The sequence below is a fragment of the Marinobacter alexandrii genome, assembly GCA_039984955.1.
Taxonomy (GTDB): domain Bacteria; phylum Bacteroidota; class Bacteroidia; order Cytophagales; family Cyclobacteriaceae; genus Ekhidna.
Map to the genome: position 1 here is coordinate 261,763 of JBDWTN010000006.1, position 14,419 is coordinate 276,181.

The following is a 14,419-nucleotide window of genomic DNA, read 5'->3' on the forward strand; positions in this document are numbered from 1 at the left end:
GATTTTAATCGAAAATTATGGCCAGGATACTAAAACCAAACATTTACAAGGAAGGAGATACAGTATCCCCCAGATCAAATCTAGCATTAAGACTGATCATCAGAAGATACGTTGACAGAATTTACTATTGCCGGAATCCGGAGAATCCTTCAGGAAAAGAGTTTGCTTTTTTCGAAAGAGAGATCACTACTTCTCTCTAATTAAAGAACCACTTCCTTTAAAACCATCTCCTTCAAGAGTGGCTATATTTTTTTAATCCATAATTTAAAATCTGAGGCATGAAAATGACTGCATTAGTATACAGCGAAGATGAGTTGGGAAAGATCGATGGAAAAGTCGCGAATGGTCTTGTCAGGCATTCTGAAAAATATGACATTGTTGGTGTCATTGATAGCTCAAAAAAAGGACTTGATGCCGGTGAATATCTAGATGGCATAAAGAACAACATTCAGGTTTTTGGCAATATCGATGAAGCAGTAGAATCTTTGAGTGAGATTCCAGAATACTTCATTTATGGCATTGCGCCACTAGAATCTTTTTTGAACGAAAGACAAAGGGGAGCAATCATCCGCGCAATGAAAATGGGTATGAACATTGTCAACGGGTTGCCTGAGTTCTTCTCGGAAGACAAAGAGTTTGTTCAAACAGCTAATAAATATGGTGTTAGTATAAGCGATATACGGAAACCACCGGCCAGAAAAGACCTGCATATTTTCACAGGACATATCAATGACATTAAAACTCCAGTAATTACCGTTTTTGGAACCGATTGTGCCGTAGGAAAAAGAACAACTGCAGTAAAGTTGGTGGAGGCACTTAAACAAGAAGGAAGAAACGCAGTATTCATTTCCACAGGTCAAACAGGCCTTCTACAAGGTTCAAAATATGGTATCGCAATTGACGTATTAAGTTCAGGTTTTTCAACCGGTGAAGTGGAAAATGCCATTTTACAAGCTGTAGAAAAGGAAGATCCAGATATTATCGTTGTAGAAGGACAGGGTGCGTTGAGCCATCCTGCATTTACTTCTTCATCTGCTATCATTCGTGGAGCTATGCCCGATGCGTTCATTCTTCAACACCCACCTAAAAGAATCAATCATTGTGATTATCCACAAATACCTATGCCCTCGATTGAAAGTGAGATTAAATTGATCGAATCCTTTTCAAAATCGCGGGTCATTGCTATCACCCTTAATCATGAAGATATGACTGATGAAGAAGTGGACAATACGGTTTTAGAATATCAGAATAAATACATGCTTCCTACCTCAGATGTACTGAAGCATGGATGCGACAAGTTAGTAAAAGAGTTATTCAAAGTGTTTCCTGCACTTGCACAGCAAAAGAGGCAACATGCCGACTCCTGAAATAAGCATCGATCTCGAAAAGATCGCCCATAATGTCCGCACTCTTAAAAAAGGCTATGGTACTAAAGGAATCCATATCATGGGTGTCACTAAAGTTATTTGTGGAGATCCACATTTAGCTAACATACTGATAACGAATGGGCTGAATCATCTCGCAGATTCCAGGATCACCAATATCAAGAGAATGCAACGTGAAAATGTAGAAGCTAAATTTCTTCTGCTCAGAACACTATTAAGTGAAGTAGAGTCTGTGGTGAAATATGCAGACATAAGCTTAAACACAGAAATTTCGATCATTCAAGCACTTTCAAAGGCTGCAGAAAAAAATAACACTATTCATAAAATCATCTTAATGATTGAATTGGGTGATTTGCGAGAAGGGATAATGCCTATTGATCTCAACCGTACAGTTCGTAGTATTCTTAAGCTTCAAGGAATTCAATTGGCAGGGATTGGGACCAATTTAGCCTGTTTTGGTGGCATAAAGCCTAACGAACGAAAAATGAAACAGCTGTCTTCGATGGCAAATGATCTCGAAAAAAGATTCAAGATTTCACTGCCTATCGTTTCCGGAGGTAACTCTGCTAATTACAACTGGTTTGAGTCCACAGGTGACTTAGGAAGAATCAATAATCTACGTTTGGGGGAGTCTATATTTCTTGGGTGTGAACCATTGGAAAAAGAGCCAATACCTGACCTATTTACTGATGCATTTATCTTGTATGCTGAGGTAATGGAGTCTGGAATCAAACCTTCTGTACCATATGGTGAAATAGGACTGGATGCTTTTGGGAATGAGCCCGCATTTAAGGACTATGGTCAAATACAGAGAGTCATTTTAGGGATCGGGAAACAGGATGTGAGAATCGAAGGCTTAATTCCTCCTTTTGAGATGACCATACTCGGAGCAAGTAGCGATCACTTGGTACTTAAAACAAACAAAACAAATCTTAAAGTAGGTGACACAGTAGCATTTGGTCTAAATTATGGCTCGCTGCTGTCCGCTATGAATTCCAATACTGTATCCAAAAAATATGTCCAAACAAATATCCACCGAAGAATATTGCCAAATGGTAGAAGCGAAAGACCTTCAACACAAGGAGCTTTTCCCCACGGTGCAGATTAGAGAGAATAATGCTCCTATGAAGAGCCTCCGAGACACTGCATTTAATTTGATTTATGAGCCCTCCATCAAGAAAGATTACAGATATCTTGTGAGAGAGCCGATCTTCGAAAAGATAGGGAGAATAAGCAAGGCTTTGGATAAAGAAAGCAAAAGATTGATCATTCGATCAGTCTGGAGATCCTTTGATCATCAACGAATGTTATGGGATGACTGTGTAGATCTCCAAAGAAAGAAGCACCCTGAAATGCGAATGGATGAAATTCATAAAATTGTATCTTATTTCATTGCTCCCGAAAAGGAATCAACCCATACCACAGGAGGAGCAGTAGATGCGTTAATATTCGATATGAAGGCGAACCAAGTAATGGATTTTGGAACAAATGACGGGCTGAAAATTGATCTTAATAAGAAATGTTATCCCTATCACCCAGAGATATCCAGTGAGGCAAAAAAGAATAGAGCCCTACTTATGGGCTTGTTTGAAAAAGAAGATTTTGTGGTCGATCTAAAAGAATATTGGCATTTCGATTACGGAAATGCAGGGTGGGCACTGGAAAAGGGGAAAGATCATGCCATGTATGGAATTGTTGAAAATGAGCCTGTAATCATTCTATAACATTTCAGGTTCTCAAAATCAAGTTTTTTTCAGGTATCCTTTTACTTATGCCCCCCTTGTTCCGCTGGGGCTGATGTAGTATGCTTATTCAATGTGATCCAGTCTGTTCGCTTATTACAATCGTGACAGAGGGGGACGATACGCCAAGTATTATCCCCAGACTTACGCTTCACATGTGCACCAACTTTTGAGGGATTGGTACAGCTCTTCGTTCTACAGGTGCCCACATCTTCTTTGGTGATCTTTTCCCAATGCTTAAGCCAGGAACTGCAACACTCGCAAGCCCTAGCCGAATTTCTGTGTATAACTTTTACTTCCATAGCGAGACTAAGATACATTGGAAAGTGATATGTACCCACAATTATTCTTTCATTATTGCGGGTGGTATGTGATAGCTCTAAAACATTTTCTTTTATCCTTAATATCTTCCCTATTAGTCTCTATTTTGCTTTATTAAAATAGAGACTCGAGTGAATAAAAGACATACTTACGACTATGGTGTAATTGGCAATTGTGCCTTCACTGCTCATATCCATAAAAATTCATCTATCGACTGGATGTGCTGGCCAAGATTTGATAGTAGTTTCATCTTTGGAAATCTTTTGGATAATGATAAAGGCGGTGATTTTTCGATTTTACCCGTGGATGGAATAAAACATTCCAATCAATATTATCTCGAAAATACCAATGTGTTATGTACAGAAATTACAAGCGCATCGGGCACCTACAAAATCACTGACTTTGCTCCTCGCTTTTATCAACAAGATCGATACTTCAAGCCTCTAATGCTCATTAGAAAGGTGGAATGCATCTCTGGAACACCTAGACTGTCTGTCACATGCCAGCCCAAAGGGGATTACGGACAGGTTGTGCCTGAACCAAGTCTAGGAAGTAATCACATTCGATTTTTGGGACTGGATGCTTCTGTTCGTCTCACCACAAATATCTCGCTAACCAATGTTCTGAACTCACAAAGTTTCGTTTTAAACGAAACCAAATATCTGGTTTTGACATGGGGACCTCCACTAGAGGCTGCCCTGGAGGAAACCTGCGATATCTTCCTTTCCAAAACCACTAAATATTGGCAGAACTGGATCAAATCTGCCAACATTTCAAATTTCTACCAACGCGAAGCTATTAGATCGGCATTGATTTTAAAGATTCACCAATATGAAGATACTGGAGCTATCGTGGCTGCTACTACCACAAGTCTTCCTGAAAGCCCTGGGAGTACCAGAAATTGGGATTATCGCTTTTGTTGGATGAGGGATACATACTATACCCTCAATGCTTTTAATAACATTGGCCATTTTGAGGAGTCAGAAAAGTACTTTCATTACATTCTGAATACAACCATTGAAGAGTCCAAAAGGTATCAACCTCTTTATGGCATAGATGGCAAGAAAGCCCTTGTAGAAAAAGAATTAGATCTAAAAGGGTACCAGGATAATCAGCCCGTTCGGATTGGCAATGATGCCTACACTCATATTCAGAACGATGTGTATGGTCAAGTGCTGGTGTCACTGCTCCCTTTGTTCAATGATCAACGTATTATTTTCAATGAACGATTCGATGCTCCAGAATTGATTTTCAAAACGTTAAAAATGATTGAGCGAACTTTTGATGAGCAAGATGCCGGGTTGTGGGAGTTCAGGAATCTTGCGCAGCACCATTGCTATACTTATCTATTTCACTGGGCAGGAAGTAGTGCAGCCATCAAGATTGCAAAAACACTAAAAGATGAAAAAATTGGTGAATTGGCAACCACTTTGAAGGAAAAATCCAGAAAAGTTATTGAACAATGTTATGTGAGTTCCAAAAAAGGATATGCTCAAGCCAAAGGCGTAGATCGGATGGATGCGAGTAACCTACAGCTTATTCTGATGAATTATTTACCAGGGAATTCTGAACGAGCAAAAGATCACTTAAAAGCCATGGAAAAAGAACTTCACGCAGGTGATGGTCTATTCTATAGATATAAACATCAGGATGATTTTGGCACACCTGAAACTACATTTCTTATCTGTGCTTTTTGGTATGTGGAAGCGTTGGCTTGTGTAGGTCGAGTAGATGAAGCTGTTCGGCACTTTGAAAAAATTGCGAGTTACAGTAATCATGTCGGGTTGTTGAGTGAAGATATCCTCGCTACAGATGGAAGTATGTGGGGCAATTTCCCGCAAGCTTACAGTCATGTAGGACTGCTGAATGCTAGTAGCAGAATCTCCAGAAAACTAGACTTACCAGATTTCTATTGACCCGTAAGGTCTATTAAGATTTTTCGAACATCTCTGAAGCTTTCCACTCTGTATTTTGCTGTGGAAGATGAGGAACCAACTTTGATAGTATGAGCCTGATCAGGCATTGCTTTGAACGTATCCTCATCCGTCCAGTCATCCCCTGCAGCAAAGAAAAAATCATAAGGTTGTCTCTTCAGCCAAGAGGCTGCAGCCGTACCCTTGTTGACACTAGAGTTCTTGATTTCAATAACCATATCTCCTTCCTGCACTTGCAAGTCTCGCTCTGCAGAAAGGTACTTCAGATGGCTGGTTAGCTCTCTGGATCGCAAATCACCCAGCCCTGTTTCTACTTTTCGATAGTGCCATACCAACGAATAGTCTTTCTTTTCAATGAATGAACCTGGTGTTCTATCCACATACATTTCCAGCACCTTATGAAATTCATCTTGCCAGCTATTGTCAAGATCCACGAAGCGTTTCCATTCTTCTCCTCTCTGTTTGTGCCAAACTCCATGCTCAGCAATGAAGTCAATTTTAAACTTGGAAAGCCATTCTTCCAGTGTGTCTTTTCCTCTTCCACTTATCACGACGACATGGTTGCGTTCATCCTTCGTCAACTTTGTGAGTATTTGTTCCAGTTCTGCATCAGGCTTAGAGTCATTGGGATTGGCATGAAATCCGACCAAAGTACCATCATAGTCAAGGAGAATGATTCGCTTATTTGATTTTGAATATGCATCGAGGAGTTCCTCTCTCACATCCACAGTAAAAGGCTTAGTTTGTAAGTTTTCCTGCTCTTGTTTTACTGAATTTAATTGCTGCATGAACAAGCTTACCCATGAATGAATATTGTAACGCTTAATGGAGTTTTGCATGATATCCATTCTTGCTTGTTGCTCTTCGATTGGCATAGTCAATGCCTCTTTTAATGCAGAAACCAATTGATTTTTATCATTAGGGTTGATCAGGATAGCATCTGATAATTCTTTGGATGACCCGGCCATTTCACTCAAGATCAACACGCCTTTTTGATCAAGTTTACTTGCTATGAATTCTTTGCATACTAAATTCATCCCGTCCCTCATTGGTGTGACCAATGCCACATTAGCCATGCGATAAAAAGCACTTAGAGCGCTGAGCGGAAAGCTTCTGTAGAAGTAGTGAATGGGCGTCCAATTGATCCGACCAAACCGACCGTTAATACGGCCCACGAGTAGCTCTATCTCTGCTTTTAAAGAAGCATACATTGGTACTGTATCACGTGATGGAACTACGATCATCAATAGGGATACTTTACCAATAAACGATTTGTTTTCTTCGAAAAAAAGCTCGAATGCTTTGAGTCTTTCAGGTATTCCCTTTGAGTAATCAAGTCGATCGATAGAGAGTATCAACTTCACATCTCCTAAGGATGTTCTGTAACGAACTTCTCGATCTAATGTCTCTGGTGCCGATGCAGAACTTGCGTACTTGTCATAGTCTATTCCCATAGGTAAAGCATCAGCTTTGACCAATCGGTTGCCCACGTTCATTTGACCATTTGTATTTCCGATACCAGCAAGCCTATTTACCGAGGATAAGAAATGCCTCATATCATCGTAGGTATGGAAACCAATAAAATCAGCGCCAAGCATTCCATTCAAGAGCTCACGCCTCCACGGGAGCAAGCGAAATGATTCATAAGATGGAAATGGAATATGTAGGAAAAAACCAATACTACTATTGGGGTGCGTCTCCCGTACAAGCGCTGGCAGGAGTAATAGCTGATAGTCATGGATCCAAATGGTATCGCCATCTTCCATAACCCCCTCTAATTCTTTCGCGAATTTCTTATTTACCTTTTTATATGCGATCCAAAAATCTTCATTATAAACAGCATGCTGATTGAAGTAATGAAAATTTGGCCACAAGGTTTCGTTGCTAAATCCCTCGTAGTATTCTTCAATTTCATTTTTGGTGAGGAATACAGGTCGCATGTTCTCCTCTGACAGTTTAGAGGTGATTTCTTCTTTCGCTTCTATTTTATTTACTGCTAACCCAGGCCAACCTAGCCAAACGTTGTTCCCCTCCTTGTAGATTGATCCAAGGCCGGTTGCAAGGCCACCTTCGCTTGTCTTATATTCAAAAGTCCCAGAGGATGTCTTTTCTATTTTGACTGGAAGTCTATTGGATACAATAATGATTTTTGACATTGACAAGCGTGTTTAATAATTCCAGATGAATGTAAGGCAAATACTTACTTATTTGTTCTCGCAAGAAGTTAGTATGAAAGAAGTAATTTTCTAAGAGTTTTCTTGCAAAACCAAATGAGTATGAAAATCTCCAAGGTTAACTTCCAAACGATTTGGTAATCTTTCTTGTTGACTCGATAATGAATGAAGTTGAAAATCAGGAAGCATACTGGACTAACAGATATCGTGAGAATCTTACCGGGTGGGACATTGGTAACCCATCTTTCCCTTTGCAATCGTACATTGATCAATTGACAGATAAAGATCTCAAAATCTTAATTCCAGGTGCGGGAAATGCTTATGAAGCTGAGTATCTGTTTCATCAGGGGTTTACCAATGTTTTTGTACTGGATATATCCAACGTTCCGCTTCAACAATTCAAAGAACGAGTTACTGATTTTCCTGAATCACATTTGATTCATGGTGATTTTTTTGACTTAAATGACACCTACGATCTGATCTTTGAACAAACCTTTTTTTGTTCATTTGAACCTACTCCCAAGAACAGATCTGCTTATAGCAACCAAATGCATAAACTACTAAATCCGGAAGGAAAACTTGTGGGTGTATGGTTTAAACATCCATTGGCAAAAGATTCTAAGCGACCTTTTGGAGGAACCAAAGATGAATACCTCAGCTACCTCACTCCTCACTTTGAAATACACGTTTTTGAGGATTGCTATAACTCAATTCCTCCTCGCATGAGCAATGAACTTTTTGGGATTTTTAGAAGAAACTCGTAACTGAAAGCAAAAAGACTTCTAGTTAAAGTTTCGAATCTGATAGGTGAAGGTCAACATAAAATAACGTTGCAATACTTGTGTCTGGCTCTCCTGCACATACTGGGGTGTAACCGTTTGACTAAAGCTTTGATTTCTCCCTAACAGATCAAAAACAGACAACTCCAATTCTCCTCTATTCTTTTTTAAGAATTTCTTTGCTACCGCCATGTTCCAAAGTGTATAGCTAGTATCGAATGAATCATTAAGGCCAACGTATTTCTGAAAGTAGGTTTCGTTTCTGAACACAATTCCTTTCCCAAATATCAAGTTTAGTTTGGTTCCGATTGTCTGAGTATAATATTTATTGTTAGTCTCTGATTGGATGGAATTAGATACTCGACTCCCGTTTATCTGATAGTAGACATTATAATCCACCTTTTCACTAATGTTACTAACAAGGCCTAATTTCAAATTAGCCGAATACGTACTGGAGATGTTTAGAATATCATTTGTTAAACCTGGCAATCTTTGATAGGTCAATCCTAAAGAGGCATTCAAATTGTTTTTGATTGATGGAATCAGTATTCCATAGGTTGAGTTGTTTCTCACGGACCAAAATCCATCTAAATTAACAGGAGTATTTACCTGTGCTCCTTCTACAAAAGTGACACCTCCTTGTGCTACTGAGTCTGCTGCAATAATTGATGTCCCGGTGGTAATGTAATCACTACTGGCCTGCACACGCGTCAGGTTTGAAAATGTGATGTTTTTGTCAAGATTATTTTTCTGCAATCGCATGGTCAGTGAATGCGAGTACGTTTGGCCCAGATTGGGATTTCCTAGCGACAAAAAGAGTGGGTTACTATTATCAATCACATTCTGCAATTGACTAACGGATGGTTCTGTGGTTGATGCAGCATATCTAAAGAAAAAATTGCCGCTTTTAGATAATTCAAATCTTCCAGAAATAGAAGGAAGAAGGTTTCCGAAATTTCTATTAAAACTACCTGTTTCAGGAAGTACCTGATTATTATTCAACTGGGCATTTTGATATGCCATCGAAACGTCGAAATGATTTCCGAATTGATTATTAGAATAACGAATGGAAGGCGTGTGTTTGGTGTAGCCGCTTTCGAACGTATTGGATAAGGACTCATTCAGCGTCATTAGTCCATTAGTCCCCTCCAGTACAAATGTTTCCTTTTCTGATTCCCTAGCTGTGTGGCTTACTTCATATCGTACCGCAACTTGACCTGATATGCCAACAGGCTCGGTAAAGGTCGCTGTTGATCCTATAGTAAACTGATCTTCATTCGTATAATAATCAATCAACGAATCTAATTCAAGATCCTCATAGAAACTCTCTCTTGTAGTTGGGTTTATCCTTGTATTCAAGTCTAAAGAAAGTGTTCTCCCGACCTTTTCAAATTTGTGTTGAAAGATGAAATTATTACTAAAGTTCAGTGCTCGATTTAGGCTGTTGTATTGATTAAACGTGCTATTCAACACCTCATTAGTCGATCGAGTGGTTTGTCCTGTGGTTACTTCATCGCCTTGATTGTCTTGATAGCTTACTGACGTTCGCACCAAAAGATTGTTATTGTCATTGATTTTATAACCAATCCTCATGTTCAATCGATGGTTGAAATTATCCGTGGTTGATTGCTGATCTTCTTCGTATAACTGACTACCATTTGCTAAAAACGATTCTCTAGTAAGCAATTGATCGTTGTTGTTATTCGATTGATTGAAGAAATAGCTTCCTTCAAATGTTGCTTTGGTTCCCCATTCATCAGTAAAGTTGGTGCCTATTGAATTTGTCTTCGTGATTCCATCTTGTGTACCAGTAATAAAATTCTGATTTCCTCCTCTTCTAAATCCACCTCGACCACCCCCTCCACTTATACCGATTAGGTCCTCACTCCCAAAGTTTTGCTGATTTATGTTATTACTCATTCCTAGAACGGTGAGTCTCTTTTCTTTACTAAATGAGTTTAATGCGACACCAGATTTGTACAATTCATTTTCTCCAAGTCCGGCATAAACCTTCCCAAATTGCCCATTACGTTTGTCTTCTTTAGTGATCACGTTCATGGTTTTGGTTGTATTGCCATCATCAAAACCTGTAAATTGGGACTGATCACTTTCTTCGTCATAAACTTGCACTTTATCAACCACATCCGCAGGGATTGTATTTAAGGACAATAACGGATCTTGCCCGAAGAAACGCTTTCCATCAAGCAACACTTGCTCTACATTTTCTCCATTAGCAGTGACTCCATCGCTATCCACTACAATGCCTGGCATCTTACTTACTAAATCACTTGCTGAAGCATCTGGGTTAGTTTTAAATGCCGCTGCATTGTATTGAGTCGTATCTCCTATTTGCTGAACAGCTATCACTTCACCCTCTACTGTCACTTGCTCTAGCAGGGTTAGATCAGGCTTAATAGAAATAGTCCCTAGGTTGATTTCTGGAATACTAACTCTCATGAGTTTGGTGTACGAGATATATCCTACACTGGAAACTCTAAGCTTATAAAATGCACGTTCCAGCTTGTCAATGATGAATTTTCCATCTCCATCTGCTACGGCAAATTGTGAGCGGGTAGAATCCTTAATGTTTACCATAATCACAGTGGCACCTACTAAAGGAGACATATCTGAGTTGTCAATCAAAATTCCTTCTACTCTGTATACTGGCTCTTGCCCAAAAGAATAGAATGTGATAATTAAAAAGCTGAGTACTAAAAGAGTGCTTGCAATGTTTTTCATTGCCCATCTCCATTGGGATTGCCTTCTTGATTCCTTAGCCCCCTTCGTGGAGCACGAATACTTGTATAAATCTTGTACTGTTCCTCGTTGAGTACATCTTTGACTAAATCATCTTTTTCCTTTCTTAACGCCAGCATTTTTTCTCTTCGTCCCTCACGATCATTGCTTGCTCTCAGTTCTTCTATTGATTCCTTGAGCGTAATGGTGAACTCATCATAGATGCCATCTAACAACAGTTTTTGGTCTTCGCTTAAGTCTGTGATTTTTTTGTAGAGCGTTTGCTTTTCCCTTTTCACCATTTCTTCTGGACCTCCTCCATTTCTCCTCCCTCCTGGTGGCTGGCTAAATGAGATCAATGTGATCATGATTAAGGAAGCATAGAGTGAAATTCTAAATGTATTCTTCATAACAATTTTGATTTCCTCTTTAGACTCGGTTTCTCATTAAATCCCTCATTCATCATGAAATTTCTCTAAGTGATAGGGAACTACGCTATTGTAGATCTTGGGATCAATCCATTTAGGTAGTAATCAGAATGATTCCATCCATTTTACTTACAAAAGTGAAACTTTATCTTAGTAATTTCGATATAATACTTACAATTGTGAAATTTATAATAGAATTGACCTTTAAAGACATCTTTTCTTAGGTTGTTAAATCAAAAACCACTAGATGAGCATTAATTCGAAACCTCAGCCACCTGAATTGGCTGTCCGTGTATTCCGATGGTATTGCAATGCTGATAGACTGGAAGAACTGGAAGGCGATCTTGAGGAATTATTCTATTCAAGACTTAGAAAGGGCAATTCATCCTGGAACGCTAAACTCTTCTTTTGGTGGAATGTTCTGCGCTGCTATAGAGCATATTCCAAGTCACAAACTCAAAAAACACCAAACACTATGATCCCTCTTTTCAAATCATACTTCAAGCTAGCTTTGCGTCATTCATGGAAAAATAAAGGTCCTGTTGCAATCAACATCGTGGGACTTGGGGTAGCTCTTAGTATGTGCATGTTTGTATACATGCTTTATGCCTTCAATCTGGAATACGACTCATTCTACAAAGACACTGGTAATTCATATAGAGTACATGCTGTCACTTTACACAATGGAAAGGAAAAACGAAACGAATTTTCACCAATCGCATTAGATGATAAACTGCGAAATGAGATAAGTGGGATTAATCAGGTGAGCAGCTACTTTTCGGAAGGAATCACTATAAAAAAAGATTCAGAATTTTTCAAAGAAAGGTTGGGTGTCGCATCATCTGATTTTTCTGAAATGTTTGAGCTGCCTCTCTGGTATGGTTCATTTGCTGAATTTGGCAATAAGCCTGTCGTATATCTTACCAAACCACTTGCTATTAAATACTTCGGAGATAAAGTGGCCCTAGGTGAAAAGCTCACTTTGTATTTAACCGATGAAAATAAAATTGAGGTGACTGTAGGTGGAGTTTTCGAGAAAATTCCTTCTAATTCAAGTTTTAGATTTCAACTATTGATAAGTCAAGGTGATTATTTAAGAACACTAAAGATTGACCCAAATGATTGGTCAAGTGAAAGGCTAGTAGGTCATTACCTAAACCTCTCAGCTTTACAAAAAGATCGTATCACATCTGAGATTAATCGTCATATTGCTCGTCAAAATGAAAGCCGTAAGGAATTGCGAATTAAACGCTTTGAATTGGTTCCCTTCTCTTCTCCAATGCCAACGGACCTTATCATTGGTGCCACCTATGTTGGCCGACGTGCTGGTACTGAGGTATTGATCATTTTTACCACACTTGCTCTTATGGTATTTCTGATAGCATGTTTCAATCTTGCGAATACTTCAATGGCCTTAATTGCTCGCCGACTCAAAGAAATTGGCATTAGAAAAACACTAGGATCTGGAAAAAATCAGATCCTGATTCAATTCTTGTTCGAAATGAGTATCGTAAGTTTCTTTGCTTTCATCATTGCCATATCTACAGCTAACCTCACTTCGAAATCCATCATGGGTCTTTTCGGTTCCAGTTTCCTTTTGCAGGATATTGACCTTATCGGTATTATCCTTTTTGTTGCTGGATTTTTGGTTTTCACAACGCTTGTTGCGGGTTTGTTACCTGCTTTATATGCTTGGAAATTTCAGCCTGTAGCTATCATGCGCAAGTCTGTTAAATTGAAAGGAATAAACTGGCTCAATAAAGGGCTGACCATTGCTCAGTATAGCTTTTCAATAGTTGTATTGATGCTAGGAGTAACTTTTTCGCAAAATGCAGACTTCTTAAGTGAACTAGATCTGGGATATCAGGAAGAAGGAATTTTTGACATCCCGATAGAAAATGAATATTTCACTCAGGTGAAAGGAGAAGTAGATCAACTTCCCGGTGTAGTCACAGCAGGGGCAACAAATCATCTTGGAAATTTCGGTCAATATAGCAGGCAAGTTTCACTTCAGATTGATACTTCACTACATGAGGTAAGGTACTACGCCGTTGGAGAAAATTATTTGGATCTTATGGAAGTTAGAATTGTTGCTGGAAGGAATTTCCTCAAAGGAGGTGGTAACGAGAAAGGCACCATCCTGGTGAGTCAGTCATTTGCAAATCAATACTTTGAGGGTGAAAACCCCATAAACAAGGTGGTGAAAATTGAGGGGGAACGTAAAACCATCGTGGGGATTACAGTAGATGTAATCGACGATGTAGTCAAAGCAGCAGAACTTCTACCCACCGTCGTTGCGCTTTCTGCAGAAGAAGATTTTAGACATCTGATTGTCAGAACCTCTAATGAAGACCTGAATGAAGTAGAGGATCAAATAAAAACGATTTGGAAACAGTACATTGATCAACCTTACACTGGAGTGCTTCAAGCGGACTTTGCACTGGGGACGGCTGGACAGGAATCCAAGAATCTTCAGAAAGTGTTTCTTGTCATGGCAAGCTTGAGTGGATTACTCAGCATTATTGGAATTTTCTCTTTAGCCAAACTCAATGTAGCCAAACGAATCAAAGAGATCAGTATCCGAAAAGTTCTTGGTTCTTCTTTGAGCGATTTGTTACTCACAATCAATAAATCTTTCACGATTACACTAGTTCTCGCATTGACATTGGGAACGGGATTAGGCTACTTAATTACAAATGCTGTTTTAGATCTCATATATAAATATCATGTAGAAGCCTCTTTGCTGACTAGTTTATTGAGTGCCACTTTCATCATTGTGGTTTCATTGATTATGATCTCAAGTATTGCGCTGGTTCCTGCAAATTCGAATCCGATCAATGGATTGAAAGATGAATAGTGATGGTCTGTCTTGCAAAAAACAAAGGCTAGGGTATATACAAGATAATCATTAAGGAAAAGC

The 14,419-nt window shown here is 39.1% G+C and carries 10 protein-coding genes; 7 read left to right on the plus strand and 3 right to left on the minus strand.

All coding sequences use genetic code 11. The features are described from left to right. Positions 1-17: 17 nt before the first annotated feature. From ABJQ32_05890 to ABJQ32_05910, 5 genes are all read left to right on the plus strand, one after another. Positions 18-200, plus strand: a complete 183-nt coding sequence (locus ABJQ32_05890) for a hypothetical protein (GenBank protein MEP5289161.1) — start codon at positions 18-20, stop codon at positions 198-200. Positions 201-284: 84 nt separating this feature from the next. After that, positions 285-1,367 (plus strand): DUF1611 domain-containing protein, encoded by a 1,083-nt coding sequence (locus ABJQ32_05895; protein ID MEP5289162.1) that lies wholly within the window; start codon positions 285-287, stop codon positions 1,365-1,367. Further along, positions 1,354-2,493, plus strand: coding sequence for an alanine/ornithine racemase family PLP-dependent enzyme (locus ABJQ32_05900; GenBank protein MEP5289163.1), 1,140 nt, complete (start codon positions 1,354-1,356; stop codon positions 2,491-2,493). Before ABJQ32_05895 ends, ABJQ32_05900 begins: the two co-directional genes overlap by 14 nt. A gap of 16 nt (positions 2,494-2,509) precedes the next feature. After that, the gene (locus ABJQ32_05905; protein ID MEP5289164.1) at positions 2,510-3,109 is read left to right on the plus strand and encodes a M15 family metallopeptidase; all 600 of its coding nucleotides are present in this window, start codon (positions 2,510-2,512) and stop codon (positions 3,107-3,109) included. Positions 3,110-3,579: 470 nt separating this feature from the next. Then, a complete protein-coding gene (locus tag ABJQ32_05910) occupies positions 3,580-5,364 on the plus strand; it encodes a glycoside hydrolase family 15 protein (protein MEP5289165.1) in 1,785 nt (594 codons plus the stop codon). On the opposite strand, the gene ABJQ32_05915 is transcribed toward ABJQ32_05910, so the two are convergent. Beyond that, positions 5,358-7,538: a bifunctional alpha,alpha-trehalose-phosphate synthase (UDP-forming)/trehalose-phosphatase gene (locus ABJQ32_05915; protein ID MEP5289166.1), complete on the minus strand. Its 2,181-nt coding sequence runs from the start codon at positions 7,536-7,538 to the stop codon at positions 5,358-5,360. The two genes, ABJQ32_05910 and ABJQ32_05915, sit on opposite strands and share 7 nt — an antisense overlap. A 179-nt stretch (positions 7,539-7,717) precedes the next feature. Here ABJQ32_05915 and ABJQ32_05920 point away from each other — a divergent pair, with 179 nt between their 5' ends. Beyond that, positions 7,718-8,320, plus strand: coding sequence for a methyltransferase domain-containing protein (locus tag ABJQ32_05920; protein MEP5289167.1), 603 nt, complete (start codon positions 7,718-7,720; stop codon positions 8,318-8,320). 18 nt (positions 8,321-8,338) lie between these two features. Here ABJQ32_05920 and ABJQ32_05925 read toward each other — a convergent pair whose 3' ends face one another. Together ABJQ32_05925 and ABJQ32_05930 are read right to left on the minus strand one after the other, a co-directional pair. Beyond that, on the minus strand, positions 8,339-11,074 hold the full coding sequence (locus ABJQ32_05925; GenBank protein ID MEP5289168.1) for an outer membrane beta-barrel protein: 2,736 nt from the start codon (positions 11,072-11,074) through the stop codon (positions 8,339-8,341). Continuing rightward, the gene (locus tag ABJQ32_05930; protein ID MEP5289169.1) at positions 11,071-11,481 is read right to left on the minus strand and encodes a hypothetical protein; all 411 of its coding nucleotides are present in this window, start codon (positions 11,479-11,481) and stop codon (positions 11,071-11,073) included. The genes ABJQ32_05925 and ABJQ32_05930 overlap by 4 nt, the downstream gene beginning before the upstream one ends. Before the next feature lie 265 nt (positions 11,482-11,746). Here ABJQ32_05930 and ABJQ32_05935 point away from each other — a divergent pair, with 265 nt between their 5' ends. Next, positions 11,747-14,356 carry an ABC transporter permease gene (locus ABJQ32_05935; GenBank protein MEP5289170.1) on the plus strand — a complete coding sequence of 870 codons (2,610 nt, stop codon included), beginning with the start codon at positions 11,747-11,749 and terminating at the stop codon, positions 14,354-14,356. Positions 14,357-14,419: the final 63 nt, after the last annotated feature.

Coding starts and splice junctions, on each gene's coding strand:
- ABJQ32_05895 (MEP5289162.1), top strand. CDS start 285: ATGACTGCATTAGTATACAGCGAAGATGAGTTGGGAAAGATCGATGGA.
- ABJQ32_05925 (MEP5289168.1), bottom strand. CDS start 11,074: ATGAAAAACATTGCAAGCACTCTTTTAGTACTCAGCTTTTTAATTATC.
- ABJQ32_05900 (MEP5289163.1), top strand. CDS start 1,354: ATGCCGACTCCTGAAATAAGCATCGATCTCGAAAAGATCGCCCATAAT.
- ABJQ32_05905 (MEP5289164.1), top strand. CDS start 2,510: ATGAAGAGCCTCCGAGACACTGCATTTAATTTGATTTATGAGCCCTCC.
- ABJQ32_05890 (MEP5289161.1), top strand. CDS start 18: ATGGCCAGGATACTAAAACCAAACATTTACAAGGAAGGAGATACAGTA.
- ABJQ32_05915 (MEP5289166.1), bottom strand. CDS start 7,538: ATGTCAAAAATCATTATTGTATCCAATAGACTTCCAGTCAAAATAGAA.
- ABJQ32_05930 (MEP5289169.1), bottom strand. CDS start 11,481: ATGAAGAATACATTTAGAATTTCACTCTATGCTTCCTTAATCATGATC.
- ABJQ32_05935 (MEP5289170.1), top strand. CDS start 11,747: ATGAGCATTAATTCGAAACCTCAGCCACCTGAATTGGCTGTCCGTGTA.
- ABJQ32_05920 (MEP5289167.1), top strand. CDS start 7,718: ATGAATGAAGTTGAAAATCAGGAAGCATACTGGACTAACAGATATCGT.